Raw genomic sequence first — 26,979 nt, forward strand, 5'->3', positions numbered from 1 at the left:
TCTGACCAAAAATATTGATATAAAAGCAAAAATTCAACGATAGGAGTCCCCATGGCAGAGTTGCGCACCGAAGAAGAACAGGTCCAGGCGATCAAGGACTGGTGGAAGAAAAACGGCAGTTCTCTGCTGATCGGCATTGGTGCAGCCCTGGCCATTGTTTTTGGCTGGCAGGCCTGGCAGAACCATCAGGCGCAGCAGCGCACCGAGGCAGCCAACCAGTTTGCCAATCTGCTGAATGCCTTCAGTGATCAGGCTGATGAAACCAGTGGCGAGACCGTCGCTTTCGTAGCGCAGACCCTGCGGGAGGACTATACGGATAGCGCCTATGCGGTTTACGGTAACCTGATCCTCGCCCGTCAGCAGTTGATGCAGGAGGGTAACGCCGAAGCCGCCATTGATTCCCTGAAGTGGGCATTGGAAAAAACCGGAGAGCATGAGGCACTGGCGCTTGTGGTCCGTAATCGTCTGGCTCGTGCCCAATTCTCCGCAGGCCAGTACGAGGCTGCTCTGGCCACCATCGAGGGCGCCGGTGATGCCGATGCGTTTGATGCCATGTACTCCGAGCTACGTGGCGATATCCTGCTGGCGCAAGGCGACCGGGAGGGTGCACGTGAGGCCTATCTTGCTGCCCGTGAGCAGAGCCAGCAAGGTCGCAGCGGTATTCTGGAGCTGAAACTGGCAGACCTCGGTGTCGGGGAGGATGCCTGATGCCGGTTCTCCGCGACAGCATCTCAAAACGCGGACTTCTCCTGGGGCTGGCTTTTCTGGCCGCACTTTCCGGCTGTAGCGCGACCGATACGTTCGAACAACCTTTTCCGGTTCCCGAGATTGAGGCGACCGCCGAATTCAAGAGAGTCTGGAGCATGTCCGTGGGCGACGGTCATGATGGTGATTTTCTCTACCTGGCACCCCTGAATACCGGTGATCTGATCTACGCCGCATCGGCAGATGGTGAGCTTTACGCAGTGGCCTCGGATTCCGGCAAGGTTGTCTGGGAATCAGAATTTGAGGAGCGCATCTTCTCTGGTCTCGGCGGTGATGGGCAGTATCTTTACCTGACCACCGAGAACGCGGATCTGGTAGCCCTTTCCCGTGAGGACGGCTCCGAGGTCTGGCGTCAGCCTCTGCCGACGGAAGTACTGTCAGCGCCCCAGTCCAATGGCTCGCTCGTTGTTGCCCAGACCACTGATGGCAAGGTTCTCGGCTTCAGCGCCGCTGATGGCGAGAAGCTATGGCAGTATGACGGAACCGTTCCGGTCCTTTCGATGCGGGCTGCTGCGGCGCCGCTGGTCGGTGGAGACGTTGTCATTGCCTCCTTTGCCAGTGGCAAACTGATCGCTCTGGCGGCAGCCTCGGGGCAGCCCATGTGGCAGTATGAAGTGGGCCAGCCTCAGGGGCGCACCGAGCTTGAAAGGCTGGTTGACGTGACGGGGCAACCCCTGGTCATTGAGACCGCCGTCATGGTGGTTGGCTACCAGGGCAAACTTGCCCTCGTTGATATTCGTACCGGGCAGGAGATCTGGAGCCGGAAGGCATCCAGCCTCTATTCCCCGATGATTGGTGGCGGCGAGATCTATCTGGCCTCGGCCAATGGCGACATTGTTGCTCTGAGAGGCTCTGATCGTCGGGAAGTCTGGACCCAGGATCGTCTGGCCTGGCGGCAGCTGACCCAGCCAATGGTTTATGAAGACTATCTGGTGGTCGGCGATTTTGAAGGCTACCTGCATGTCATTGACCGTGAGAACGGCAAGCTGGTTGGCCAGCTGGAGTTCGACGATGAGGGTATCCGCGTACCGGCACAGCGCCTCGCCAATGGTAACCTGCTGGTTTTTGGCAACAGCGGAAAGATGGCCGTATTCCAGGTTAAGCCGCAGGATTGATCCCCCATTATGACCCCAGTTATTGCCCTTGTCGGACGCCCTAACGTCGGCAAATCGACATTATTTAATCAGATGACCCGTTCCAGGGATGCCCTGGTTGCGGACTTTCCGGGGCTTACCCGAGACCGCAAATACGGTGAGGGCAGCTACGAAGGGCAGCGCTTCATCGTCATAGACACCGGTGGTCTTACCGGCGACGAGCAGGGCCTTGATCTCGAAATGGCCCGCCAGTCCATGCAGGCGGTAGAAGAGGCGGACATTGTACTGTTCCTGGTGGACGGTCGTGCCGGCCTGACCGCAGGCGATGAACTTATTGCAGACAGTCTTCGTCGGTCCGGCAAGCAGGCCCACCTGGTGGTGAACAAGACCGATGGCCAGGATCCGGACATTGCGGCTTCGGATTTCTACAGCCTTGGCTTTGAATCCACTTTCCTGATTGCGGCCTCCCACAACCGGGGTATCCGCTCGATGCTCGAAATCCTTCTGCCCTCAGAGGAGGAGCGGGAGGAAGAGGACCGGGCTGACCGTTACCCCGGCATCCGCATCGGAGTGGTTGGCCGGCCGAACGTGGGCAAGTCCACCCTGGTCAACCGGATGCTGGGTGAAGAGCGCGTTGTGGTTTACGACATGCCGGGCACTACCCGGGATAGCGTTTATATCCCGTACGAGCGTCAGGGCAGTCAGTACACGCTGATTGATACCGCTGGTGTCCGTCGCCGAAAGAACGTCAGTGAAGTGGTGGAGAAGTTCTCCATTATCAAGACGCTGCAGGCCATTGATGACGCACATGTGGTTATTCTGGTCATTGATGCCCGGGAAGGCCTCGTGGATCAGGACCTTCACCTGATCGGGTTTGTCCTTGATGCCGGCCGCTCGCTGGTGATCGCCGTCAATAAGTGGGACGGCATGGACCCGGAAGACCGTGTTCGGGTGAAAGAGCAGGTGCAGCGTCGTCTCGACTTCCTGGATTACGCCGATAAGCACTATATCTCGGCGCTTCACGGCTCCGGCGTCGGCGTGATGTATGAGTCGGTGCAAGCCTGCTATGAGTCCGCGATGGCGAAATGGCCAACCAACCGCCTGACTGCGATTCTGCAGGATGCTATTGCCCAGCATCAGCCACCCATGGTGCACGGTCGCAGGATCAAGCTGCGTTACGCGCACCAGGGCGGTTCCAACCCCCCTGTGATTGTGGTTCACGGTAACCAAGTGGATTCCCTGCCTGGAGCATACAAACGATATCTTGAGAATACCTTCCGTAAGGTTCTGAAGGTAACGGGTTCACCAATCCGCTTCGAGTTCAAATCGGGTGAAAATCCGTTTGCCGGCAAAGTGGATCGGCTGACTCCGCGTCAGAAGGTCAAGAAGGACAACGACGAGAAGAAAGGCCGTCGTCCGAAAAAACAGCGTCAGAAGAGCCTCAAGCGCTGAGTGAGTGGCCGGGCTCAGGACTTATTCCTGGTCCGGCCCCGCACTTTCCACCTGCTTGGCCTGCACAGCGGTTAACGCAACCGTAAACACGATATCCTCCACCAGAGCCCCACGTGAAAGGTCGTTCACCGGCTTCCGCAAGCCCTGAAGCATTGGCCCGACACTGACCACATTGGCACTTCGCTGAACCGCCTTGTAAGTGGTATTGCCGGTGTTCAGATCCGGGAATACGAAGACCGTTGCCTTGCCTGCAACTTTGCTGTCCGGCGCCTTGCTTCTTGCGACGCTTTCGATGGCCCCTGCATCGTATTGGAGTGGTCCGTCTATCAGCAGATCCGGCCTGCGCTCGCGAGCGATCCTCGTCGCCTCCCTGACTTTCTCGACATCCTGACCGCTGCCCGACTCTCCGGTGCTGTAACTGATCATGGCGACCAGCGGCTCAATACCAAAGGCTTCCGCAGACTCCGCACTCTGGATGGCGATGTCGGCCAGTTCCTCGGCATTGGGGTCTGGATTGATGGCGCAGTCCCCGTAGACCACCACCTGTTGCGGCAACAACATGAAGAACACGGAAGAGACTACCTTTGCATGCTCATGGGTCTTGATCAGTTGCAGGGCAGGGCGCACCGTATTCGCCGTCGTGTGAATGGCACCGGATACCAGTCCATCAGCTTCATCCAGAGCCACCATCATGGTACCGAGAACCGCGTTGTCTTCGAGCATGGCTTCCGCCATGTCTGATGTCAGTCCTTTATGCTTGCGAAGTTCTACCATCGGAGCGACGTAGCGTTGTCGCACCTCCCCTGGATCAATGATCTCGATATCCCCGGGCAGTTCCAGATCCTGGGAATCCGCTACCCGTTTTATCTCTGCCGCATTCCCGATCAAGGCACACCTTGCCAACCTGCGTTGATGGCAGATGATGGCGGCCTGTACGGTTCTTGGCTCGCTGCCCTCCGGCAATATGATGCGCTTATTCGCGGCCCGGGCCCGCTCGGACAGCTGGTATCGGAAGGCAGGAGGGGAAAGCCTGTCCTGCCGGGCAACCTTGAGATGCTGTTGCAACCAGTTGGTGTCGATACGGGTTGCAACCGCTTCCATCGCCTTTTCAATCCGGTTGGGGTCATCAATCGGGATGGCCGCCGACAGGTTGGCCAGCATATGAGCAGTTTCATAGGTATTGGCGTCTGACCCCAGAACTGGAAGGCCTGTTTCCAGGGCCCTGTGGCACAGGGTGATCACTCGCTGGTCGGGTATCAGGCCACCGGTCAGCATCAGGCCGGCGAGGGGAACCCCGTTGAGAGCGGCAACAGCTGTGGCCACCACGATGTCTTCGCGATCTCCGGGCGTGACCAGAAGAGTGCCAGGCCTGAGGGTTTCCGTCATGTTCCGAATGCTACGGGCGCAAACCGATACCTTCTGGACCCGCCTGGCGTGCATCTGCCCCTCATTGAGGACCGGTAACCCGAGTTCCCTGGCAATGTCGGATACCCTGGGGGCCAGCAAATCCGCCTGCCATGGAATCTCGGCTAAGAGGTGAAAGCGGCCCTCGCTGAATACCGTGCACTCGGTCTGGTAGTCGACAGTGACGGGGGCAGGGTGGTTGTTGTTGGAACGAGGCTCAAGGCCCGACTGCTCGGGCTCCCCAACCTTGTTCAGGATGACGCCAATAACGTCCGGATCACTGGGACTGGCAAACAGGCGCGACGAGAAGTCCAGTTCTTCATCCAGTTGCCTGGCGTCCAGGTCTTTGGGCGTGCTCACCAGGATTACCTCGGAACCGAGGTTGCGGGCAACTTCCACGTTCAGCCTGGCGATATAGGCTTCGCTGCGGTCTGGGACGAGGCCTTCGATGATCACCACATCCACATCCCGGGCAACCTTCTGGTATTCACCCACGACTGTTTCGAGGAGGTAGTCGGCTTTGCCTCTGTTGAGCAGTTGTTGCGCTTCCTTGAGGGCAATCGGGTCTGGCGGGTTCAGGTGGCTGCTGGCCCTCACAAACGCCACCGACGAGTCCTGGCCAGCGTTGTGCATGGATTCTGCGCGGTGAACCGCCTGGCAGAAGGGTTTGTAGAAGCCAACGCTGACGCCTACCCGTTCAAGGGCGCGCAGCAGACCCAGGCAAACTGACGTGAGCCCTGAATCTATGGATGTCGGTGCAAAAAAGAGACTCTTTGCCATGGTGGTATTCCTGATGATGCGCGTGGGTCAGGCCGGGGCGACCGAGCCGGCAAGCCGGGATGCTTCCCGTGCAATAACCAGTTCCTCGTTGGTGGGGATCACCAACACGGGAAACCTGGAGTCGGGGCTTTCGATCCGCCCGTCGCTGAACTCGCCATGATGGTTGTTGAGGTCCGGACTGAGCTCAAACCCCATGAGCTTGAGATGGTTGATGGTTTCGGCTCTGATCCGGGCACTGTTTTCCCCAATGCCGCCAGTGAAAACCAGCGCGTCGAGGTGGCTAAGGGACGCCATCATGGCCCCAATGTAACGGGCGAGCCGGAAGCAGAAAACATCAATGGCGGTTTGTGATGGCTCATGGCCATGATCCGCGAGTTCACAGAGCGAGCGCATGTCATTGGTCTGGCCGGACAGGCCGAGAAGGCCACTTTCCTGGTTCAGGATCCGGTGAACCTCATCGGCGGCGAAGCCTTTGCCGCTTAGAAAGTCGAACAGGCCAGGGTCGACATCCCCACTGCGGGTTCCCATTACCAGTCCCTCCAGTGGCGTAAGGCCCATGCTGGTATCGACACTGATGCCGTCCCGGATGGCCGTAATGCTGCATCCATTGCCCAGGTGCGCCGAGATGACCGAGGTGGTTGCCGGTGTTTTTCCCAACAAACGGGCAGTTTCGGCGGCCATGAAGGCATGACTGGTGCCGTGGAACCCATAACGGCGGACGCCCCAATCGCGATACCAGGCCTCTGGAAGCGCATAGAGGAAGGCCCGTCTGGGCAGGGTCTGATGAAACGCGGTGTCGAAAACGGCAGTCTGGGGCACCCCGGGAAACTGTGCCAGGGTTGCTCGAATACCGGACAGATTGACCGGGTTGTGAAGAGGGGCAAGGCCTGCGCAGCTTTCAATGGCCTTGAGCACATCGCCATCAATGAGTACGGCCTCATGGAAGGTCTCACCACCATGAACGACCCTGTGACCTATGGCCGAGGGAGCCGTTGTCATCAGTCCCAGGTCCCGGAAAGCCGTGACCAGTGTATCTAGCGCCTGATCATGGCCGGCGCCAGCGTCCAGAGGGATCGTTCCTTCCTGGCCGTCAATGTGGGCAAATGCATCGTTCTGGCCCAGGCGCTCGGCCAGAGCGGACAGCAGTTTCCTGTGTTGGTTGTTGAACAGTGCGAGTTTCAGGGATGAGCTGCCGCAGTTCACGACAAGTACGGTGTCTTCCATGGGAATGGGCGTCCAACGGTTTTCGATCTATACCCGATGATTGCTGGCCAGCCAGGCATCAAAGTCCGCCGCCGGCAGCGGACGACTGTAGAAATACCCCTGAGAGAAGTCGCAACCTTCCTTTTTCAGGAAGTGGGTCTGAGCCTCTTCTTCCACGCCTTCAGCGATCACCCGCAGGCCCAGGCTGTGGGCCATGTTGATAATGGCCCGCACCAGTGAAGCATCTTCAGGTTCCTTCATGACATCCTGAACAAACGATTTATCGATCTTCAGGGTATCAAACGGGTAGCTCTTCAGATAGCTGAGGGCCGAGTAGCCGGTACCAAAATCGTCTACTGACAGCCGGATCCCGGCTTTGTCGAGCTGGCGCAGGATTTCGGCGGTTTCAATGGAGTTGTCCAGAATCAGTCGTTCGGTAATTTCAAGTTCCAGCTGTTCCGGTGCCAGACCGCTGGTAGAGAGGGCGTGCATCACGGCCTCGGTAAACCCGGGATCCCGGAACTGGCGTGGGGACACGTTCACGGAAATACCAATGTCTTTTCCGATGGCCTGCCTCCATCCCACGGCTGCCCGACAAGCCTCTTCAAGAACCCACTCGCCGATGGGTGTTATCAGGCCGGTTTCCTCGGCGAGGGGAATAAATCGATCAGGCATCACCATGCCCATGGCCGGGTTGTTCCAGCGCAGCAGCGCCTCCACCGAGCAAAGGGTGCCGGAATCGGTATTCACGATTGGCTGGAAATACAGTTCGAATTCCTTCAGCTCCAGAGCCCTGCGCATGCTGGATTCCATCTTCAGGCGCTCGTGGGAGACCTCGGTCATTTCCGGGGCAAAATGCGCGAAGGAACTCTTGCCTTTGTGTTTGGCCTGGTACATGGCGGCATCGGCGTGCTGCAGCAGCGTGCCGCTGTTGTCAGAGTCCGTCGGGAAAATAGCGATGCCGATGCTCGTGGTTACAAAAACCTCCTGACCATTGAGTATGTAGGGCGGTGAGAAGGTTTTCAGGATACGCTCTGCCACCTGCGACGAAGCCTCCGGGCCGGTCAGCCCCGGCAGGATGACCAGGAACTCATCGCCCCCCAGCCGTGCAACGGTACTGGTGCCACGGAGGCAGCTGGAAATTCGACGGGCTGCTTCAATCAACAGGTTGTCGCCGGCATCGTGGCCGAGGGTGTCGTTTATGTGCTTGAAGTTGTCGAGATCGAGGAACATCACGCCCACGAGGGTACTTTCCCGACGTGCCTGGGCCAGTGCCAGTTTCAGACGGTCCAGGGCCAGCATCCGGTTGGGCAGCCCGGTCAGGATGTCGTAGTTGGCCTGGCGCAGGAGCTGCTGTTCATAGCGTTTGCGGATGCTGATGTCTTCACCCAGGATGAGGTAACCGGTGGTGCCGCCGGATTCGTCCTTGATAGGGGTGGCAATCAGTTGCTCCCAGAAGCGTTCTCCGTTCCGGCGCACACTGTTCACTTCACCCTGCCAGACTCCGACTCGTTGCACCTGCAAGCGGATGGACTGCCACAAGTGTCGGCTATCACGGTTCTCTATGTCGTTGTCACCCAGTGCGCCAGGGTGTTTGCCGATGATGGAGGCAGCCTCATAACCGGTTAACTGGGTGAATTTCTGGTTGGCAAACTCGATACGCCATTGGCGGTCGCAGATCAGAACCGAGGAGGGGCTCTGCTCAATGGCCTTGGAAAACTTGCGGATTTCCGCCGCATCCTTTTGTTGGCGTTCCATGTCCGCGTTGAGACGTTCACGCATCTGGTTGATGGCGTCCGTGACACGGCCGAGCTCATCATTCCGGTTAGACGGCGTGTTGGGCCTTTCCAGGGTAAGTGGCTTCGACGTTGTCGTCAGTGAGAAGTCGCGGGCGTAGTTCGCCATGGTGGTCAGATGGCGCCCAACGAAATGCTGGAATATCCAGATAATCAGTATCGAAACAAAGAACGTCTTCAGGAACTGGGTCAGCAGAATGACGCCCACCTTGCGCTTCAGTTCGTCGTAGACGCGATCAAGGTCTGCGGTCACCGTCAGTTCGCCCAGCTTGAACATTTCATCGCCCTGGTGGACAAGGCTGAAGCTGTGAGAGGTGGTTTTCGCGTCCCTGGGTATCTCGCCCATCACCAGTTCAGAATCGGGTTCTATTCGCAAGCGAAGGTGCACCACATCCGGCAAGCTGAGTATGCCTTCCATCTGGGTTTGCAGGAGCTTCTGGTCCAGGGCCCACAAGCTTCTGGCAAGGCTAGAGGCGTAGCCCGACTCTACAACCTGCATGCGGTTGTCGATTTGCGAGAGATCTTTTCGATAATCGGAGTAGATCTGGAGCGCGGATGCCACCAGTGTAAAGGCCGAGCTGAATAGCAGAATCCACGCCAACAGCCTGAAAGACAGGGGCGAGCCTGTGCGAAAACGTTGAAGATGCGTCGACAGTTTTGGCATGTCTTGAACTTCAGCCACCCAGACCGGTTAGGAGATCGGACACTTCCTTTGTTTCCGACTATAGCAGCAGTTTCTTTCGAATGCCTTGCAAATACAGGAAAAATCGAAGGAAATGTGTTGTGGTTCAGTATTTATGCGTACATGCGGTCTGACAAATACGTTGACCTGGATCAATACCTTGCGGGCGGCCCGGGCGTAACCTGAGTTTAATCAAGTTAATTGCCGGAAGGAGAAACAGCATGTATATGGACGCCGTTGTAATCGCGGGTATTGCTACTGTACTGCTGATGGTTGGCTTTTTCGTGGGTGTTGGCATCTTCGTGATGAAAGATCAGAAGGAGCACGGACACCAGGACAGAAAAGAAGGGAAGCAAGGCCAAAAGCCGGTCTGACAATGTCATTGGGAAACTTCGGTTTCCCTGACATTTCAACGCGGAAAAATTGGCGTCCCCTAGGGGGTTCGAACCCCTGTTGCCGCCGTGAAAGGGCGGAGTCCTAGGCCACTAGACGAAGGGGACGCAACGTTTTCAACACCTTGCCTCGTCGAGGTGGCGCGTATATTAAGAAAGCTTCGAAACGCTGTCAACGTCTTTTGTGAAAAAAATCAGGGGAGCTTGATAAGGCCCCCTTGGGTCATCCTTTTTGTCCGGCTGCCCCTGGAGCAACGGATTGGGTCAATGCCTGATCCAGGTCCGGATACCGGAACTGGAATTGCTGGCTGACCAGCTTCTCCGGAATAGCCCGCTGGCCCGTCAGAAGAAGCCTCGCCATTTCACCCAGAGCCACCTTGAGCACCGGAGCAGGTGCCGGAAAGAGGGTGGGGCGGTGTAAAACCCTCCCCAGGCTGCGGGTGAATTCTGCGTTCGTTACCGGGTTCGGGCTTACGACATTGTATGGGCCTGATGCGTCCGGGTTTTCCATCATCCAGATAAGTGCGCTGACTACATCGTCCCTGTGGACCCAAGGCATGTACTGGGTACCGCTACCCAGGCGTCCGCCCAGTGCCAGTTTGAAGGGCAGGAGCATCCGCTCCAGGAAGCCACCATCCGGGCCTGCCACGACGCCTGTCCGGGAGAAGCACAGGCGAACGCCGTCATCGCCAAGTGGTTTGGCGGCGTTTTCCCAGTCGCGGCACAGCCGATGCGTAAATTCGTCATTCGGGCTGGTGCTTTCGGTGACGGTGGCTGATCCCTGGTCCCCGTAAAAGCCAACAGCCGATCCCGAAACGACGACATTCGGCGCTTGATCCCAACTTCGGATGACCTCGACCAGGGTTTCGGTGACGCCAATGCGGCTGTCACGGAGTTCCTGCTTTCGGGACTCCGACCAGCGTTTATCCGCGATACCTTCTCCGGCAAGGTTGATAACGGCATCGTATCCGGGGTGGGAACGAAGCTGCTGCAGATCACGGATTGCCTCGACCCGTCCGCAGCTTGATTTGACCGTTTCGGCCGGTTGCCGGCTGAAAACCGTTAGTTCGTAATCCCGTGCCAATAATTCACGGCAGAGCACGTGGCCAATAAACCCGGTTCCTCCGGTAATCAGAATCCTTTTCGACATAATCGATACTCCTGTCGCGCACCGGCCTCTGGCGCTGTCTCAGAACGCCCGGTTCAGGCGGGTGTCTCGTCCAGTTGAAGCATAACAACATCGCGAATTGCCTGTCCCAGGAGAGGGTTTTCCCCAATCGGAGGTGCGAGCTGAATGGATACGCCGTGGGCTTTTTCGAGTTCTTCGATCATTGCCGGAACATCCTTGCGCAAGTGGCGGCCGGCCGCCAGGAACAAAGGAACGATCGTAAACTCGGTGATGCCCTCAGCCACACCGTCCATGATGATCGTATCAATGGATGGTTCCGCCAGTTCCATATAGGCGACCCTGGCGTTGTCGACAGACGCGAGAGTCGGCGCTGCAAGCTTTTCGAAGGTTTCACACCAGCGCTTGTCACTGCTTCCATGTGCCAACAGAATAATGCGGGGGCTGCTCATTGCCGCTCCTGAAGTAGTCAATTTGTTAGGGCCTGTCGTAAGTCGGGAAAGCCGGCCTCATGAGAGAGGGCCGGTACCATATAAAGTAACAGGGTGACGGTGAATGTTCGATTGGAAAGAGATTCTGGATTTCTGGTTTGGCGAACTTGACGAACATGGGCTGCCAGACAGCGACCACCGGAACAAGTGGTTCCGATCGGACCGCAGGTTTGACCAGGAGATACGCCGTCGTTTCCTTTCAATGGTGTTGTTTGCTTCCGAGCAGGGATTGGACCATTGGCGGAGTGAGGCCGGCGGTATACTTGCCGAGATCATTCTGCTTGACCAGTTTTCGCGGAATATCTTCCGCGGCGGTGCCATGGCGTTTGATCAGGATCGCCAGGCGCGCAAGCTATGCCGGCAAGCGATGCAGAAAGGGCAGGATACGATGCTACCGCCCGTGCACCGAGCGTTTCTCTACATGCCGCTCCAGCATTCGGAACTCAAGGACGACCAGGACATGTCCGTGGAATGCTACGAGCAACTGGCGCGATCAACGGAAGGAATCCTTTCCGATTTCATGGGTAGCTTTCTGCAGTCCGCAAAGGATCACCGGGCGATCAATCAAAAGTACGGACGATTCCCTCACCGCAACAAGGCACTCGGCAGAACCTCAACGGCGGAAGAGCGGGAGTACCTGGCCGGTGGTCGCCGTTTCGGCCAGTAGCGCAATCGCGCTTTCCTTAAAGTTTTGTATAGAAAACGTACATTCGGACGGGGTTGGCACTTTTCCCTGATAAACTGCGCAACACTGAGATTGCACGGGATAGCGATCCTTCTTTGGCTTGCAATCATTTTACCGGGGATCTGGAATGAAAAAGACGCGGCGGCTTTTACCCGCAGGCCTGCTACTGGCTTTTTGGGCGTGGCTACCACTCTCATCGGTTGGCGCCTCTCTGGACGACGACCTTTTCGGTCGCCTGAGTGCCGCCGCTCCAAAGCTCGATACAAAGGTCCTCAGGACCGCAATCAGCGCCTCTCGCTGCGCTGTCTCCAGTGGTGTTCAGATGCCCGAGCGGCTTGCGGTGATTGATTTCTCGTTGCCGTCCAGTCAGGAAAGGCTATGGATTTTCGATCTGGAGAAGGGCGAGCTGTTGCTTCGGGACCTGGTTGCTCACGGCAAAAATTCCGGGAATTTCAAATCGACCGCTTTCTCCAACGTGGAAGGTAGTTACCAGTCCAGTATCGGGCTTTTCCAGGCCCGGGAATCCTATTACGGCAAGCACGGCTATTCGCTCAGGCTGGATGGTCTCGAGCCCGGGATCAACGATCTTGCCCGGCAGCGCGCCATCGTTATACATGGGGCGGATTACGTGAATGATGATTGGGTCAGTAAATACGGCCGCATCGGGCGTAGTCACGGGTGCCCGGCCGTTGATAACCAGATCATCAAGCGTGTTGTCGACAACCTTAAGGGGGGGCAATTGGTGTTCAAGTACTATCCGGATCAGGAGTGGCTGCACAGTTCCGGATTCCTGAAATGTGATAACCGGACACTGGCAGGAAAAAACCTTAAAAAAAGTGGTTGACGGTTCCGTCGGGATCCGTAGAATACGCCTCCGTTGTCGGCAACAGCCGAACAGCATTGCGGGAATAGCTCAGTTGGTAGAGCACAACCTTGCCAAGGTTGGGGTCGCGAGTTCGAATCTCGTTTCCCGCTCCAGATTTCGAAAACCCGGTCCTGAAAAGGGCCGGGTTTTTTCGTTTTCGGGCACCTGCAACCTCGGCGCCGGGGGTTGCGGTCAGGTATACTCATCAGCCTGTTTCGAGTCCCGATTCCCTGTGGGAGGTTGCCTCCATGAAGGTCCATTCGCTGTTCGTATACCCTGTCAAATCCCTTTCCGGTATTGAGGTGACCAGTTTTCATACCGACGAGTTCGGCCCAGTCGGAGACAGGCGATGGATGATCGTTGATGATGAGCGGCGTTTTGTCACCCAGAGAGAGCATCCCGAACTCGCCCGCGTGGAAACGCAATTGGATGGCGATAGGGTTGTTATCAACATTCCTGGTGAAGGTGAGTTTGGTCTGACAGCCTCCAACGACGAGCTTCGCGTACTGGTGTGGCGGGACTGGGTGAAGGCTCTGGCAGGCTTGCGAGAAGCCAGTGATGCTCTGAGTCGGTTTTGCCGCAAGCCTGTTAGCCTGGTATTCATGCCGGACAGCTCCTTCCGCCGCGTTGATGCGGGCAGGGTCGATGAGTACCGGCGTGTGGGCTTTGCTGATGGTTTTCCTTTCCTGGTTACCAACACTGCCTCGTTGGCAGAGCTCAACACCCGGCTGGAGGTGCCCGTGGAGATGCGGAGGTTCCGTCCCAACATCGTCGTTGAGGGCGCGGACGCCTGGGATGAGGACCATTGGCAGAGCTTGAGCATTGGCAATAACCGTCTGAGCATCGTAAAGCCCTGTTCACGCTGCGTAATGACGACCGTCGACCCCTCGACCGGCCTGAAGGATGCTGCCGTGCAGCCGCTCAGAACCCTGTCCCGCTATCGCAGGACCGGTGAGGGCGTGATCTTCGGCCAGAACGCGATTCATGAATCACCAGGACTTATCCGGGTTGGTGAACCCGTTACTGTTAATCAATCGGAGTAAAACCAAACGTGCCACTGTTAACGCTGGACTCAGTCTCCCTGGCTTATGGAATGCATCCGCTGCTTGATCAGGCCTCATTGGTTATCGATGCCGGAGAGCGTGTGTGTTTGCTGGGACGAAACGGCGAGGGAAAATCGACCCTGCTGAAGATTGTCAGTGGCGAAGTGACACCCGATGGTGGCGTGGTTCGTCTCGATGATGGCGCTGTTCTGGCGGTGCTGCCGCAGAACCTGCCCTCCGAGGACACCCGCACGGCCTATGAAGTGGTTGCCGGGGCCTTTCCTGAAACCGGCAAGTTGCTGGCAGAGTTCCACCAGTTGTCCCAGCAGGGCGACGAGGCGAGCCTGGACCGGTTGATGAAAGTCCAGGAGCGTCTTGAAGCCCTGGACGGCTGGCGACTGGATCAGAAGGTAACCACCATTCTTGGTCAGTATGGCGTTGATCCCGATCAAACCCTCGATACCCTCTCGGGAGGCTGGCAGCGCCGTGTTCTCCTGGCAAAAGCTTTGGTTGCCGACCCGGATATTCTGTTGCTGGATGAGCCTACAAACCACCTGGACGTCCCCGCGATCGCCTGGCTGGAAGAGGCCCTGGGCCAATTTCGCGGCGCCATGTTGTTTGTCAGCCATGATCGGGCGTTTATCCGGCGGATGGCGACCAGGATTGTAGAGCTGGACCGCGGGAAGCTGGTGAGCTTCGCTGCCACCTACGACCGCTACCTGGACCTCAAGGAAAAAGCGCTGGAGGAAGAAGAACGGCAGAACGCGCTGTTTGACAAGCGCCTCAAGCAGGAAGAGGCCTGGATTCGGCAGGGCATCAAGGCTCGCAGGACTCGTAATATGGGGCGTGTTCGTGCCCTGAAGGCCATGCGTGAGGAGCACAGGCAGCGTCGTGTGCGGGGCGGAACTGCAACTTTCGCGGTGGAGGACGCCGCGCGCTCAGGAAAGCTTGTGGTTGAAACCCGGGATGCGGGCTTTGCTTATCCCGACGGCACTCCGGTCATCAGAGACATGAATCTCACCATTCTGAGAGGGGACAAGATCGGGCTTGTTGGGGAGAACGGCACAGGCAAGACCACGCTTGTTCGACTCCTGTTGGGGAATTTGGAACCAACCGAGGGATCCATTCGTCTTGGTACCAATCTGCAGGTTGCCTATTTCGATCAGTTGCGCGGAGAGCTCGATCTGACGCGGAACGCATTGGACAACCTCTCCGAGGGTCGGGAGTTCATCGACATCAATGGCCAGAGCAAACACGTTCTCGGCTATTTGCAGGAGTTCCTGTTTACCCCGGAGCGAGCCAGATCTCCGGTCAGTGTTTTTTCTGGTGGCGAACGGGCCCGGTTGCTTCTGGCCAAGCTCTTCAGCAAGCCCGCGAATATCCTGGTGCTCGACGAACCGACGAATGATCTGGACGTTGAAACACTGGAATTGCTGGAAGAACAGCTGGCGGAATTTGCCGGCACAGTGATCGTGATCAGTCACGACCGTGAGTTTCTCGATAATGTGATCACCGAAACGGTTTTCCTGGACGGTTCGGGCAAAGTGCGTGAGTACGTTGGCGGTTACACGGATTGGCGTCGGCAGGGCGGTTGCTTCCCCTCAGAAGCCACGGGTAACCGGCCGGACAAGCAGGATAAAAACGGCAAGACATCCGGTAGCACCGAAAAGGTCGTAGCAAAGAAACCGGCAGAGAACGCAAAACCGCGGGCAGAACCTGAAAAGGGCAAGCCCGTGAAACTGAGTTACAAGCTCAAGCTCGAGCTGGAGCAGTTACCAGGGCAGATCGAGGAGCTTGAGCAGGAAGTCGCTGGCCTGCAGGAAAAAATTTCCCAGGCTGATTTTTATTCAGGCCCACCGGATGAAGTCTCGGCCACTCTGGAAGCATTGACGGAAAAGGAAAACCGTCTGGAGCAGGTCATTGAGCGGTGGATGGAGCTGGAAGAACAGGCAAATCAATGAATGTACATTACGATTTCAGATTTCAGGACGGCCGTAGGGTTGAGTTTAAAGTAACGGACAAGCCGTCCCGGCCTTCCGGAAAACTTCCGTCCTGGACACAGCTGGAACATTGCCAGTGCAGCAACTGTCCTTTGAAGGCTTCCGAATCCTCCCACTGTCCCGCGGCAACCGAGATATTGCCGGTCGTGGAGGCCTTTCGGGATGAGGATGCCTACCAGAAGGTGGAAGTGAAGGTAACCGATGATCGTCGAAGCTATGAGAAGCAGACGGCGCTTGAGGAGGCACTTCGATCGTTGCTCGGGTTGAAAATGGCGACCAGCGGGTGCCCGGTTCTGTCAGAGCTCAAGCCCATGGCGGTTCATCACCTGCCGTTTGCAAACACCGATGAATTCATTATGCGCAGCGTTTCCCATTACCTGTTGCAGCAATACTTCGCGAAACGGAATCATCAGACCCCAGACTGGGAATTGAAGGGGCTGGTGGAGAGGAGTCAGAGGCTGCAGCTGGTGAATCAGGCCCTGTGGCAGAGAATACACTCAGTCTGCAAGGGTGACAGCAATCTGAAGGCACTACTGAATTTCTTCTCGATGGCCTCGAGTGTCAGTTTCTCGCTGGAAAGTCAGCTTCGCAAACTTGAGGCGAAAATGGAGGGGGAAAGGGGCTGATCGCGGCTTTCGTTCTCAGCAGGCCCGGGTCCACGCCCCGGGCCTTTTTGTTGGTCAAGCCTTAGTGAATGCGAACGGCCAGAACATCGCATTCGGTTCCATGCAGAACCCCGTTTGCGGTGGAGCCCAGCAAAAGCTGAAAACCCTTCCGGCCATGACTTCCCACGATCACGAGGTCTACTTCCTGTTCCTTCGCAAGCCTGTGGATTTCGGACTCGGGGCGCCCGACCGTCACCACCTGGTTGTTTTTGGCCACACCGTATTTGTCGCCGTAGGTTCCCAATTGCTCGCGAGCTGCTTTGTCGAGTTGGTCCTGTAGCTCAGTCAGATCCATCGGAATATCGCCACCATAGGCATAGCCGACAGGCTCAACCACATGAACCAGCATTAGCTCCGCACCATGGGCTTCGCTTATGGCCTTTGCCTTGTCCAGTACCTGTGGGGCTTCTTCTGTCAGGTCAATCGCAACAAGCATCTTTTTATAGGCAGACATCGTATCGCTCCTTCGCACACGGGATATTATTCTGAGGATAGTACCTTAAATCGGGTCGGGAAAGTGTAGCGGGAAACTGACGGGTATCAAAAACAGAGGCGGAAAAGTGCTTTTCTGGCAGGCAATTAGGCCTGCCAGAAAGAGCAGGGCGGTCAGGCGTTGCCCTTGAGCAGCTCAATGGTTGTCGCAAGTCCTTTGAGGATACCCTTGGAATAGCGATCGATTACAAAGCCCACGTTGTTTTCGTTGTAGTTAATGTAGGAGCCACGGATAAACTGCCATTTGGCGGAAATGTCGTTAAGCGCGTCCTTGAGCTCAGGTGTTCCCTGGCCCTGTATAACGGATGCCAGCAACTGGTCCAGCTCCCGGGCCTGTTCATCCAGCGGGGTTTCGGTTGAGGAGCCCTGGAAGGTCTGGGCGACAGAGGAGTTTGTTCTGACCGAGTATTTCGCCATCATCTGAGCCATTTTTACGGCCGCCGAACGGGCCGCTTCGACCCTTGGGTTGGTCTCGGTCTGTGAGCTTTCCTGGGCCACCTTGTATAGCTCGGTGGCTTTCTCGTTCATCGTGAGTGCCTGGTTGGCCATGTCTGAGACCAGCCGCAAATCGGGGTAGCCCTGGTTGCGCACATCGTTGATGTTGTCCCGCATCAGGTTCTTGAACTTGTCGAATTCCTGGTTCAGCCCCTCAACTTCCTCGGCTGACAGTACGCCTGAATCGCTGCCCGCGATGGAGTTCATGGAATCATTGGCCGAGTTGATGCCCTGCACAATCTCGTTCAGGGTGCCGGTATCACCGGTTCCGCTGAAACGGTAGTAGGCGTCCAGAGCCATGTAGTTGCTGACCCGGAAATTGTGAAGATCGGAGAGAAATCCGTCGGCACTGTCCTGAGCGCGGGCACCCATGGACGTGAGTGCAAGGAGAATCAGTGCGGCTACAAGGGAACGTATCCGCAGGTTTGCGTCTTTCATCGGATGGGTCTCCGTAATGCGGTTTTATTATTGTGGACCAAAGTCGTAGATCGAAGGTAAAGTAACTCCGTCAGCCAATCAAGCAGTTTTGGCGGCGGTGTAGCCCGTAAATGTAAACAACTTTGAAATTTGCGTGACGAAGTTCCGGTTTTTTCTGAGCAGTGGCTTCCAGTTCACTGAAACATAACAATTTCGCTCCAATTTTCTTCGGTTGCCCCCGGTATTTCGGGGACTTTTGCAGCCCTCCCGAAAGAAACAAATTGACAAATGCGCCGTTTTTTTTCATCGTGTGCCCTCACGATTCAAACGACTGTATGAATTTTTGGATCGGATGATCGGGCAGTGACCGAAATCTCGCTGCACAAACAGCCGCGCCGGTAAATCAAAAGTACCGCCCGGTTGGAAGCAGTTCCAAACACAGACTGGAGATCAGTTGATGATTTACGAAGGTAAAGCCATCACGGTTAAAGAGATCGAAGGCGGGATCGCTCAGTTGAACTTCGACTTGCAGGGCGAGTCAGTAAACAAGTTCAACCGTCTTACTATTGAAGAGCTCCGCGCCGCGACTGACGCACTGAAAGCGCAGAAGAACCTGAAGGGTCTGGTAGTCACCAGCTCCAAGGACAGCTTCATTGTTGGTGCCGACATTACCGAATTCACCGAGCTTTTTGCAGGCTCGGAAGAGGATCTGGTAGCCAACAACCTCAAGGCCAACGAAGTCTTCAACGCTGTTGAAGACCTGCCGTTCCCCACCGTTACCGCGATCAACGGTATGGCGCTGGGTGGCGGTTTCGAAATGTGTCTTGCAACCGACTACCGCGTGATGGACAAGAAGGCCAAGGTTGGTCTTCCGGAAGTGAAGCTTGGCATCTTCCCGGGCTTTGGCGGTACGGTGCGTCTGTCCCGTCTGGTTGGCGTGGACAATGCCGTCGAGTGGATCAGCGGTGGTACCGAGAACCGTGCTGATGTCGCTCTGAAAGTCGGCGCTGTCGATGCCGTGCTCGAGTCCGACAAGCTGGTCGATGCTGCTGTTGCCATTATTAATCAGTGCAACGAAGGCAAGCTGGACCACGAGGCCCGTCGTGAAGAGAAGAAGGGCAAGATCAAGCTCAATGCCATGGAAAGCATGATGGCATTCGAGATTTCCAAGGCGTTTGTTGCCGGCAAGGCTGGCAAGAACTACCCGGCTCCTGTCGAGGCCATCAAGGTCATGCAGAAGCATGCCGGCATGACCCGCGACAAGGCAATCGAAGTCGAAGCCAAAGGCTTCGCCAAGATGGCCAAGACCAATGTGGCGGCCTGCCTGGTTGGCCTGTTCCTGAACGATCAGGAATTGAAGAAGAAGGCCAAGGCCTGGGAAAAAGAAGCCAACGACGTGAACCTGGCTGCCGTTCTGGGTGCCGGTATCATGGGTGGTGGTGTTGCATTCCAGTCTGCCCTGAAAGGCACGCCGATCATCATGAAGGACATCAACCAGGACGGCATCGCCCTGGGTCTGAAAGAAGCCAAGAAGCTTCTGTCCAAGCGTGTTGAAAAAGGCAAGATGAAGCCGGATCAGATGGCCGACGTGCTCAACAGCATCACGCCGACCCTGAACTATGGCGACTTCAAGAATGTAGACCTGGTGGTTGAAGCGGTTGTTGAAAACCCGAAGGTGAAAGATGCGGTTCTGCGTGAAACCGAAGAAGCGGTTCGTGAGGACACCATCCTGACCTCCAACACCTCGACGATTTCCATCGACCTTCTCGCCAAGAACCTGAAGCGTCCGGAAAACTTCTGCGGCATGCACTTCTTCAACCCGGTGCACATGATGCCGCTGGTTGAGGTTATTCGTGGCGAGAAGACCAGTGATCGTGCCATTGCAACCACGGTGGCCTACGCCAAGGCCATGGGCAAGACCCCGATCGTTGTAAACGATTGCCCGGGCTTCCTGGTCAACCGTGTTCTGTTCCCGTACTTCGGCGGCTTTATCGGCCTGGTACGTGACGGTGCTGACTTCCAGCACGTTGACAAGGTTATGGAAAAGTTCGGCTGGCCCATGGGTCCTGCGTACCTGCTGGACGTGGTCGGCATGGATACCGGCAAGCACGCTGGCGAAGTAATGGCAGACGGCTTCCCGGATCGGATGAAGCACGAAGGTACAACCGCCATTGACGTAATGTTCGATAACAACCGTTACGGACAGAAGAACGACAAGGGCTTCTACAAGTATGAACTGGACCGCAAGGGCAAGCAGAAGAAGGTTGTCGACGAAGAGACCTACAAGCTGCTCGAGCCTGTTGTTCAGGGTAAGAACGAGTTCAGCGAAGAAGACATCATCGCCCGTATGATGATTCCTCTTTGCCTGGAAACCGTTCGCTGCCTGGAAGACGGCATTGTCGAAGATCCGGCAGATGCTGATATGGGCCTGATTTTCGGTATCGGCTTCCCGCCGTTCCGTGGTGGTGCCCTGCGCTATATCGACGATATGGGTGTAGACAAGTTCGTCGAACTGGCAGACAAGTTTGCAGACCTTGGTCCTCTTTATCACCCGACCGAGAAGCTGCGTGAAATGGCCAAGACTGGCAAAAAGTTCTTTGGCTAACCCTGAACGAGATTTCCGAACGGAGAAAGATCTATGAGCCTTAATCCGAGAGACGTTGTCGTCGTCGATTGCGTGCGGACTCCGATGGGTCGTGCCAAAAACGGTTGTTTCCGGAACGTGCGTGCAGAGACCCTGTCCGCCAATCTGATCGAAGCACTGTTTGAGCGCAACCCGAAGCTCGACCCGAAAGAAGTTGAAGATGTTATCTGGGGCTGTGTAAACCAGACCAAGGAGCAGGGCTTCAACGTGGCGCGTCAGATTTCCCTGCTGACCCGCATTCCCCACGAGTCTGCCGCTCAGACCGTGAACCGCCTGTGTGGCTCTGCCATGAGCGCGATTCACACTGCAGCCCAGGCCATCATGACCGGCAACGGTGATGTGTTCTTCGTGGGTGGTGTTGAGCACATGGGGCACGTACCCATGACCGAAGGCTTCGACCACAACCCGGCTGCGTCCAAGTACTCCGCAAAAGCGTCCAACATGATGGGCCTGACCGCGGAAATGCTGGCCAAGATGCACGGGATTACCCGTGAGCAGCAGGACGAGTTCGGCGCTCGGTCCCACCGTCTGGCCCATGAAGCGACCGTAGAAGGTCGTTTCAAGAACGAAATCGTGCCCATTGAAGGTCACGACGAGAACGGCTTCAAGGTGCTGATCGAGGAAGACGAGACCATTCGTCCCGAGACCACGGCCGAGTCCCTGAGCCAGCTCAAGCCGGCGTTCGATCCGAAGAACGGTACCGTAACAGCCGGTACGTCTTCCCAGCTGACCGACGGTGCGGCAGCGATGGTGCTGATGTCTGCAGAGCGTGCAGAGGCACTTGGTCTCAAGCCGATTGCCAAGATCCGCAGCATGGCCGTTGCCGGCTGTGATCCCGCGATCATGGGTTACGGCCCGGTGCCGGCCACTAAGAAAGCCCTGAAGCGCGCAGGCCTGAAAGTCGAGGATATCGACTTCTGGGAACTGAACGAGGCTTTCGCCGGCCAGTCCCTGCCTGTCCTGAAGGACCTGAAACTTCTGGGCGTTATGGAAGAAAAAGTGAACCTGAACGGCGGCGCGATTGCCCTGGGCCATCCGCTGGGCTGCTCTGGTGCACGTATCTCTACAACCCTGCTGAATGTAATGCAGGCCAAAGGCGGTAAGCTTGGTGTTTCCACCATGTGTATCGGTCTGGGCCAGGGCATTGCAACGGTCTGGGAGCGTCTGTAATCCAGTAACCGGATTGCATTTCGCGGTTTCAGAAGGCCCGGCAAATGCCGGGCCTTTCTGTTTCAGCAGGCGGGCCCAACAGGGTTCCCGAATGTGAAAAAAAGCAGGATTGAAACCAAAGAATGGGTTGTCTTGCTATTCTTGACCCTGTAAAACAGTGAGCCTATACAAAATAGCGGCGTATTTGTGTTTTCTAGCCGACTGATTTTACAGCGAGTTTACGGTTTGCTGATTTATTGACCGATTTATCGCCAAGGATACAGAACTCCGATATGGGTAAAAGTCTCGTAATTGTCGAGTCACCAGCGAAAGCGAAGACCATCAACAAGTACCTGGGCTCTGACTTCATCGTCAAATCGAGCGTCGGGCACATTCGTGATCTTCCCGTCAGTGGCAGCGGATCCCAGTCCGATCCCAAAGAGCGTGCCAAGCAGGCTGCTATCACCCGGAAGATGAGCCCTGAAGAGAAGGCGGTTCATAAAAAGCGCAAGTCCCGCGAGCAGCTAGTTGCCCGGATGGGTGTCGACCCGGACCAGGATTGGAGTGCCCGTTACGAGATCCTTCCCGGCAAAGAGAAGGTGGTCAGCGAACTCAAGCGTTTGGCCAAATCAGCTGACCATATCTATCTGGCAACGGATTTGGACCGTGAAGGGGAGGCTATCGCCTGGCACCTTCAGCAGACCATTGGTGGCGAACCAGAGAAGTACCGGCGCGTGGTGTTCAACGAAATCACCAAGCGTGCGATTCAGGAAGCGTTCAAGGATCCAGGCACTCTCGACAATAACCGGGTTAACGCACAGCAGGCCCGTCGCTTCCTCGACCGGGTTGTTGGCTATATGGTGTCGCCCCTGCTTTGGGCCAAACTTGCCCGCGGCCTCTCCGCCGGCCGTGTTCAATCCGTTGCGGTGCGGCTGATAGTCGAGCGTGAACGTGAAATTCGGAAGTTCGTTCCGGAGGAGTTCTGGCAGTTGCACGCCGATCTGGCGTCTGCCAAGGCCGATCAACCGGTTCGTTTCGAGGTGACTCGCCACGAGGACAAGCCCTATCGTCCGGTCAATGAGCAGCAGAGCAGTGACCACGTCAGCCGGCTGAAGGCGGGTACGTTCAAGGTTGCCAAGCGGGAAGACAAGCCGACCCGTTCGCGGCCGTCCGCGCCGTTTATTACGTCTACGCTGCAGCAGGCTGCCAGTAACCGGATGGGGTTCAGCGTCAAGAAGACGATGATGCTGGCCCAGCGTCTTTATGAGGCCGGTTTCATTACCTACATGCGTACGGACTCGACCAATCTGAGTCAGGATGCGATCAACAGTTGCCGTGCGTACATCGAAAAGCAGTTCGGCGACAAATACCGGCCCGAAAAGCCCCGTGTCTACGGCAGCAAAGAGGGCGCCCAGGAGGCGCACGAGGCCATTCGCCCAACCGAAGTCAGCCGTCGTCCGGCGGATATCAGTGGCCTTGAGAAGGATGCCGAGAAGCTCTACGACCTCATATGGCGTCAGTTTATTGCCTGTCAGATGTCCGACGCCGAATTCCTGAGTACGTCCATCGTGGTGGCCAACGGCGATTATGAACTCCGTACCCGGGGTCGGATCATCAAATTCGATGGCTTCCTGAAGGCGGCGCCCCAGGCCGCGAAGAAAGATGAAGACATTGCTCTGCCTGACATTAAGGTGGATGAAGTGCTGGATCTCAAGAAACTGGATCCTACGCAGCACTTTACCAAGCCGGCGCCCAGGTACACCGAGGCCAGCCTGGTCAAAGAGCTCGAAAAGCAGGGCATTGGCCGTCCGTCGACCTACGCATCGATTATTTCCACGATTCAGGATCGCGGATATGTGAGGCTGCAGAACCGTCGGTTCTACGCCGAGAAGATGGGCGAGATCGTTACCGAGCGCCTGTCGGAATCTTTTCCGAACCTGATGGACTTCGATTTCACCGCGAGGATGGAAGATGAGCTCGACGAGATTGCCGAGGGCGATGTCGAGTGGAAGAAAGTCCTGAATGACTTTTACGGTCGGTTCCGGCAGCAGCTGGAAAAAGCCGAGAGTGGTGAAGACGGCGGCATGAGGGCCAACACGCCGACTGAAACGGACATTCCATGCCCGAGCTGTGGCCGGAACATGCAGATCCGGGTTGCCAGCACTGGTGTTTTCCTGGGTTGCTCTGGCTATTCCTTGCCACCGAAAGAGCGTTGCAAGACTACCATTAACCTCGTGTCCGGTGATGAGGTTGTCAGCGCCGACGATGACGTCGAGGGTGAGGGCGAAACCCGTCTGCTGCGCAAGAAACGTCGCTGCCCCAAGTGTGGCACCGCCATGGACAGCTACCTGGTGGACGAAACCCGCAAGCTGCATGTTTGCGGTAACAATCCGGATTGCTCTGGCTACGAGGTAGAAAAGGGCACGTTCCGCATCAAGGGCTACGATGGGCCGACTCTTGAGTGCGATAAGTGTGGCTCCGAGATGCAGCTTAAAACCGGGCGTTTTGGCAAGTATTTCGGATGCACCAATGCCGAGTGCAAGAATACCCGCAAGTTGCTGAAAAATGGCGAGCCCGCTCCGCCCAAAATGGACCCGGTGCCAATGCCCGAGCTCCAATGTCAGAAAGTCGATGATACTTACGTTCTCAGGGACGGTGCGTCCGGTTTGTTCCTGGCTGCCAGCAAATTCCCGAAAAACCGGGAAACGCGGCCACCGCTGGTGATGGAGATTAAACCGCACCGCAAGGAGATTGATCCGAAGTACGATTACCTGATGGATGCGCCCGAGCGTGACCCCGAGGGTAATCCGACGGTGATTCGCTACAGCCGTAAGAGCAAGGAGCAGTACGTCATGTCTGAAAAGGATGGCAAGGCGACGGGCTGGTCTGCGTGGTATGTGAACGGTAAGTGGCAACCACAGGACAAGAAAAAGTAACGTCTACTGGTTTCCGGGGTCGTGGGCTGATTGCCGTCAAACGACCCCGGATTCAATACCTTAGCGGAATTTCCTCAGTCTCTGTATGAGAGATGAGGTATCCCACCGTTTACCGCCCATCGACTGGACATCCGCATAGAATTGATCGACCAGTGCGGTCACCGGCAGAGACGCATTCACTTTTCTCGCCTCCTCAAGGCAAATCCCGAGGTCCTTGCGCATCCAGTCAACGGCGAAGCCGTGTTCGAACTCTCCTGCAATCATGGTTCCCGAGCGGTTTTCCATTTGCCAGGATTGGGCTGCGCCTTTTGAAATCACGTCCACCACTTTCGCCACATCCAGTTCAGCCTGCTCGGCAAAGTGCAGGGCCTCTGAAAGCCCCTGGACGAGACCGGCAATCGCGATCTGGTTCACCATCTTGGTTTTCTGGCCACTGCCAGCCGGGCCCATTCGATTGAGTGCCCGCGCATAGTGCTCCATAACCGGCTCGGCTTTCGCATAGTCCTGTTCCGAGCCGCCGCACATGATGGTCAGTTTGCCGTTTTCAGCGCCTTGCTGGCCGCCGGATACAGGCGCGTCTACAAATCCCATGTTGTTTTTGCTGGCAGCTTCAGCGAGATACTCGGCAATGCCGGCAGAAGCCGTAGTGTGATCGACCAGCACAGCGCCTTCAGAGGCATTGGCGAGAATACCTTCATCACCCTCGTAAACGGCCATAAGATCGGTATCGGCCCCAACACAGGTCAAAACAATATCCGCGCCCCTCACGGCCTCAGCAATGGTGGTGCAGCTGGTTCCCGAGTATTCGCTTGCCCACTGCTCGGCTTTGGCATTGGTCCGGTTCCAGACCCTGACGTCGAGCCCCGCCTTCGCCAGGTGGCCGGCCATCGGGTAACCCATGACGCCCAGGCCGATAAATGCTGCTTTAGTCATCGCTTTCTCCTCTTATGTTTTTATCGGGTTAACTTAGCACATAAGGGCAGGGCAGCACGCAATAAAAAAGGCCGCTGAATCAGCGGCCTTTACGTGTTTTACCCGGCAAGTCAGACTTATTTGGCCGGATAATCCCGGGAATCCGAGCCGGTGTAGAGCTGACGCGGACGGCCGATGCGATAGTCGCCGCTTACCATTTCGTTCCAGTGCGAGAACCAGCCAATGGTACGCGACAGAGCGAAGATAACGGTGAACATCGACGTCGGGATTCCGATTGCCTTGAGGATCAGGCCGGAATAGAAATCCACGTTGGGGTAGAGCTTGCGCTTGACGAAGTATTCGTCTTCCAGCGCGATCTTCTCGAGACGCTGGGCGATCTTCAGCAGCGGGTCGTTTTCCAGGCCCAGCTCGGTCAGCACTTCGTGGGCAGTTTCAGCCATTACTTTGGCGCGCGGGTCGAAGTTCTTGTATACCCGGTGGCCGAAGCCCATCAGGCGGAACGGATCGTCTTTGTCCTTGGCCTTGGCAATGAATTTCTCGATGTTGGATTCATCGCCGATCTCGGCCAGCATGTCCAGAACCGCTTCGTTGGCGCCGCCGTGAGCGGGTCCCCACAGAGCCGCGATGCCGGAGGCAATGCAGGCGTAGGGGTTGGCGCCGGTAGAGCCGGCCAGGCGCACCGTAGACGTTGAGGCGTTCTGTTCATGATCCGCGTGCAGGATGAAAATCTTGTCCATGGCCTTGGCCAGGATCGGGTTCGGCTTGTACTCCTCGCAAGGAACGCCAAACATCATCTGCAGGAAGTTCTCGGAGTACGAGAGGTCGTTACGCGGATAAATGAAAGGTTGGCCAATGGCGTACTTGTAACACCAGGCGGCAATGGTCGGCATCTTTGCAATCAGGCGATGCGCGGTAATTTCCCGCTGCTCCTGGCTGGCAACGTCCATCTCGCCGTGGTAGAAGGCGGACAGAGCGCCGACTACACCACACATGATCGCCATCGGGTGTGCATCACGACGGAAACCCTGGAAGAAGTTCCGCATCTGGTCGTGGAGCATGGTGTGGTTTTTGATGGTGTCGTGGAACTTCTGGTTTTCCTCGGCGCTCGGGAGTTCGCCGTGAAGGAGGAGGTAGCAGACTTCAAGGTAGTCAGAATGTTCGGCCAGTTGCTCAATCGGGTAGCCGCGGTGCAGGAGAACGCCGTTTGCTCCGTCGATGTAGGTAATGGCCGATTCGCAGGCTGCTGTGGATACGAATCCGGGATCGTATGTGAAAACGCCTTCCTGGACTAGGCCTCGTACGTCGATAACGTCAGGGCCGACGGTGCCTGAATAAACCGGTAGCTCAATGGACTTGTCCCCCACCGAGAGCGTGGCTTTCCTGTCGGTCATGGTGCTCTCCTATTTATCAGCTTTGACAGCTTTATCTACAGTTATAGATGCGCTAGAAGGCGCGTATTATCGCAAAACT

22 protein-coding genes and 2 tRNA genes are annotated in these 26,979 nt (G+C 56.6%); 13 read left to right on the forward strand and 11 right to left on the reverse strand.

The window, feature by feature from the left end; translation table 11 throughout:
• Positions 1–51: 51 nt before the first annotated feature.
• The 3 genes from AC5JQH_RS19990 to der are packed head-to-tail and all read left to right on the forward strand — an operon-like array spanning position 52 to position 3,311.
• A complete protein-coding gene (locus tag AC5JQH_RS19990) occupies positions 52–708 on the forward strand; it encodes a YfgM family protein (protein WP_064228076.1) in 657 nt (218 codons plus the stop codon).
• Positions 708–1,880 (forward strand): outer membrane protein assembly factor BamB, encoded by a 1,173-nt coding sequence (gene bamB / locus AC5JQH_RS19995; protein WP_493805897.1) that lies wholly within the window; start codon positions 708–710, stop codon positions 1,878–1,880. The genes AC5JQH_RS19990 and bamB overlap by 1 nt, the downstream gene beginning before the upstream one ends.
• 9 nt (positions 1,881–1,889) lie before the next feature.
• Entirely contained in the window at positions 1,890–3,311 is a 1,422-nt protein-coding gene (der, locus tag AC5JQH_RS20000; protein ID WP_296934690.1) for a ribosome biogenesis GTPase Der, read from the forward strand.
• A 21-nt stretch (positions 3,312–3,332) separates the two neighbouring features.
• Here der and pta read toward each other — a convergent pair whose 3' ends face one another.
• The 3 genes from pta to AC5JQH_RS20015 are packed head-to-tail and all read right to left on the reverse strand — an operon-like array spanning position 3,333 to position 9,158.
• A complete protein-coding gene (gene pta, locus AC5JQH_RS20005) occupies positions 3,333–5,495 on the reverse strand; it encodes a phosphate acetyltransferase (protein ID WP_493805898.1) in 2,163 nt (720 codons plus the stop codon).
• A 27-nt stretch (positions 5,496–5,522) separates the two neighbouring features.
• Positions 5,523–6,719 carry an acetate/propionate family kinase gene (locus tag AC5JQH_RS20010; RefSeq protein ID WP_008174344.1) on the reverse strand — a complete coding sequence of 399 codons (1,197 nt, stop codon included), beginning with the start codon at positions 6,717–6,719 and terminating at the stop codon, positions 5,523–5,525.
• A gap of 27 nt (positions 6,720–6,746) precedes the next feature.
• Complete coding sequence (locus tag AC5JQH_RS20015) at positions 6,747–9,158, reverse strand: bifunctional diguanylate cyclase/phosphodiesterase (protein WP_493805899.1); 2,412 nt, start codon at positions 9,156–9,158, stop codon at positions 6,747–6,749.
• Between the two features lie 239 nt (positions 9,159–9,397).
• Here AC5JQH_RS20015 and ccoM point away from each other — a divergent pair, with 239 nt between their 5' ends.
• Positions 9,398–9,550 (forward strand): cytochrome c oxidase subunit CcoM, encoded by a 153-nt coding sequence (gene ccoM, locus AC5JQH_RS20020; protein WP_175497402.1) that lies wholly within the window; start codon positions 9,398–9,400, stop codon positions 9,548–9,550.
• A gap of 50 nt (positions 9,551–9,600) precedes the next feature.
• Here the strand turns inward: ccoM and AC5JQH_RS20025 are convergent.
• The 3 genes from AC5JQH_RS20025 to AC5JQH_RS20035 all read right to left on the reverse strand — a co-directional run bounded on the left by AC5JQH_RS20025 (position 9,601) and on the right by AC5JQH_RS20035 (position 11,146).
• Positions 9,601–9,676 (reverse strand) — tRNA-Glu (locus AC5JQH_RS20025).
• Between the two features lie 115 nt (positions 9,677–9,791).
• Positions 9,792–10,718 carry a TIGR01777 family oxidoreductase gene (locus AC5JQH_RS20030; RefSeq protein WP_008174349.1) on the reverse strand — a complete coding sequence of 309 codons (927 nt, stop codon included), beginning with the start codon at positions 10,716–10,718 and terminating at the stop codon, positions 9,792–9,794.
• A gap of 53 nt (positions 10,719–10,771) precedes the next feature.
• Positions 10,772–11,146 (reverse strand): sirohydrochlorin chelatase, encoded by a 375-nt coding sequence (locus tag AC5JQH_RS20035; RefSeq protein ID WP_008174352.1) that lies wholly within the window; start codon positions 11,144–11,146, stop codon positions 10,772–10,774.
• A gap of 103 nt (positions 11,147–11,249) precedes the next feature.
• On the opposite strand from AC5JQH_RS20035, the gene AC5JQH_RS20040 reads away from it, so the two are divergent.
• From AC5JQH_RS20040 to AC5JQH_RS20065, 6 genes are all read left to right on the forward strand, one after another.
• On the forward strand, positions 11,250–11,852 hold the full coding sequence (locus AC5JQH_RS20040; RefSeq protein ID WP_008174353.1) for a DUF924 family protein: 603 nt from the start codon (positions 11,250–11,252) through the stop codon (positions 11,850–11,852).
• Positions 11,853–11,997: 145 nt separating this feature from the next.
• The gene (locus AC5JQH_RS20045) at positions 11,998–12,714 is read left to right on the forward strand and encodes a murein L,D-transpeptidase catalytic domain family protein (protein WP_008174355.1); all 717 of its coding nucleotides are present in this window, start codon (positions 11,998–12,000) and stop codon (positions 12,712–12,714) included.
• 58 nt (positions 12,715–12,772) lie between these two features.
• Positions 12,773–12,848 (forward strand) — tRNA-Gly (locus AC5JQH_RS20050).
• A 135-nt stretch (positions 12,849–12,983) separates the two neighbouring features.
• Positions 12,984–13,778, forward strand: a complete 795-nt coding sequence (locus tag AC5JQH_RS20055) for an MOSC domain-containing protein (RefSeq protein WP_273157390.1) — start codon at positions 12,984–12,986, stop codon at positions 13,776–13,778.
• Positions 13,779–13,786: 8 nt separating this feature from the next.
• Positions 13,787–15,739, forward strand: a complete 1,953-nt coding sequence (locus tag AC5JQH_RS20060; protein ID WP_474546119.1) for an ATP-binding cassette domain-containing protein — start codon at positions 13,787–13,789, stop codon at positions 15,737–15,739.
• Positions 15,736–16,404 (forward strand): DUF6901 family protein, encoded by a 669-nt coding sequence (locus AC5JQH_RS20065; RefSeq protein ID WP_039882048.1) that lies wholly within the window; start codon positions 15,736–15,738, stop codon positions 16,402–16,404. The genes AC5JQH_RS20060 and AC5JQH_RS20065 overlap by 4 nt, the downstream gene beginning before the upstream one ends.
• 61 nt (positions 16,405–16,465) lie before the next feature.
• Here AC5JQH_RS20065 and AC5JQH_RS20070 read toward each other — a convergent pair whose 3' ends face one another.
• The 3 genes from AC5JQH_RS20070 to AC5JQH_RS20080 form a co-directional block, all read right to left on the reverse strand.
• On the reverse strand, positions 16,466–16,897 hold the full coding sequence (locus tag AC5JQH_RS20070) for a universal stress protein (RefSeq protein WP_008174363.1): 432 nt from the start codon (positions 16,895–16,897) through the stop codon (positions 16,466–16,468).
• A gap of 152 nt (positions 16,898–17,049) precedes the next feature.
• A complete protein-coding gene (locus tag AC5JQH_RS20075; RefSeq protein WP_008174364.1) occupies positions 17,050–17,868 on the reverse strand; it encodes a hypothetical protein in 819 nt (272 codons plus the stop codon).
• A 70-nt stretch (positions 17,869–17,938) separates the two neighbouring features.
• The gene (locus AC5JQH_RS20080; RefSeq protein ID WP_493805900.1) at positions 17,939–18,154 is read right to left on the reverse strand and encodes a hypothetical protein; all 216 of its coding nucleotides are present in this window, start codon (positions 18,152–18,154) and stop codon (positions 17,939–17,941) included.
• A 150-nt stretch (positions 18,155–18,304) separates the two neighbouring features.
• Between AC5JQH_RS20080 and fadB the strand changes: the two genes are divergently transcribed.
• The 3 genes from fadB to topA all read left to right on the forward strand — a co-directional run bounded on the left by fadB (position 18,305) and on the right by topA (position 24,576).
• Complete coding sequence (fadB, locus tag AC5JQH_RS20085) at positions 18,305–20,452, forward strand: fatty acid oxidation complex subunit alpha FadB (RefSeq protein WP_493805901.1); 2,148 nt, start codon at positions 18,305–18,307, stop codon at positions 20,450–20,452.
• A 33-nt stretch (positions 20,453–20,485) separates the two neighbouring features.
• Entirely contained in the window at positions 20,486–21,661 is a 1,176-nt protein-coding gene (gene fadA, locus AC5JQH_RS20090) for an acetyl-CoA C-acyltransferase FadA (protein ID WP_062784509.1), read from the forward strand.
• Between the two features lie 272 nt (positions 21,662–21,933).
• On the forward strand, positions 21,934–24,576 hold the full coding sequence (gene topA / locus AC5JQH_RS20095) for a type I DNA topoisomerase (RefSeq protein WP_008174370.1): 2,643 nt from the start codon (positions 21,934–21,936) through the stop codon (positions 24,574–24,576).
• Positions 24,577–24,636: 60 nt separating this feature from the next.
• On the opposite strand, the gene AC5JQH_RS20100 is transcribed toward topA, so the two are convergent.
• Complete coding sequence (locus tag AC5JQH_RS20100) at positions 24,637–25,509, reverse strand: NAD(P)-dependent oxidoreductase (protein WP_008174372.1); 873 nt, start codon at positions 25,507–25,509, stop codon at positions 24,637–24,639.
• A gap of 116 nt (positions 25,510–25,625) precedes the next feature.
• On the reverse strand, positions 25,626–26,900 hold the full coding sequence (gene gltA / locus AC5JQH_RS20105) for a citrate synthase (RefSeq protein WP_008174375.1): 1,275 nt from the start codon (positions 26,898–26,900) through the stop codon (positions 25,626–25,628).
• Between the last annotated feature and the right edge of the window lie 79 nt (positions 26,901–26,979).

This window comes from Marinobacter sp. H13 (assembly GCF_059072335.1).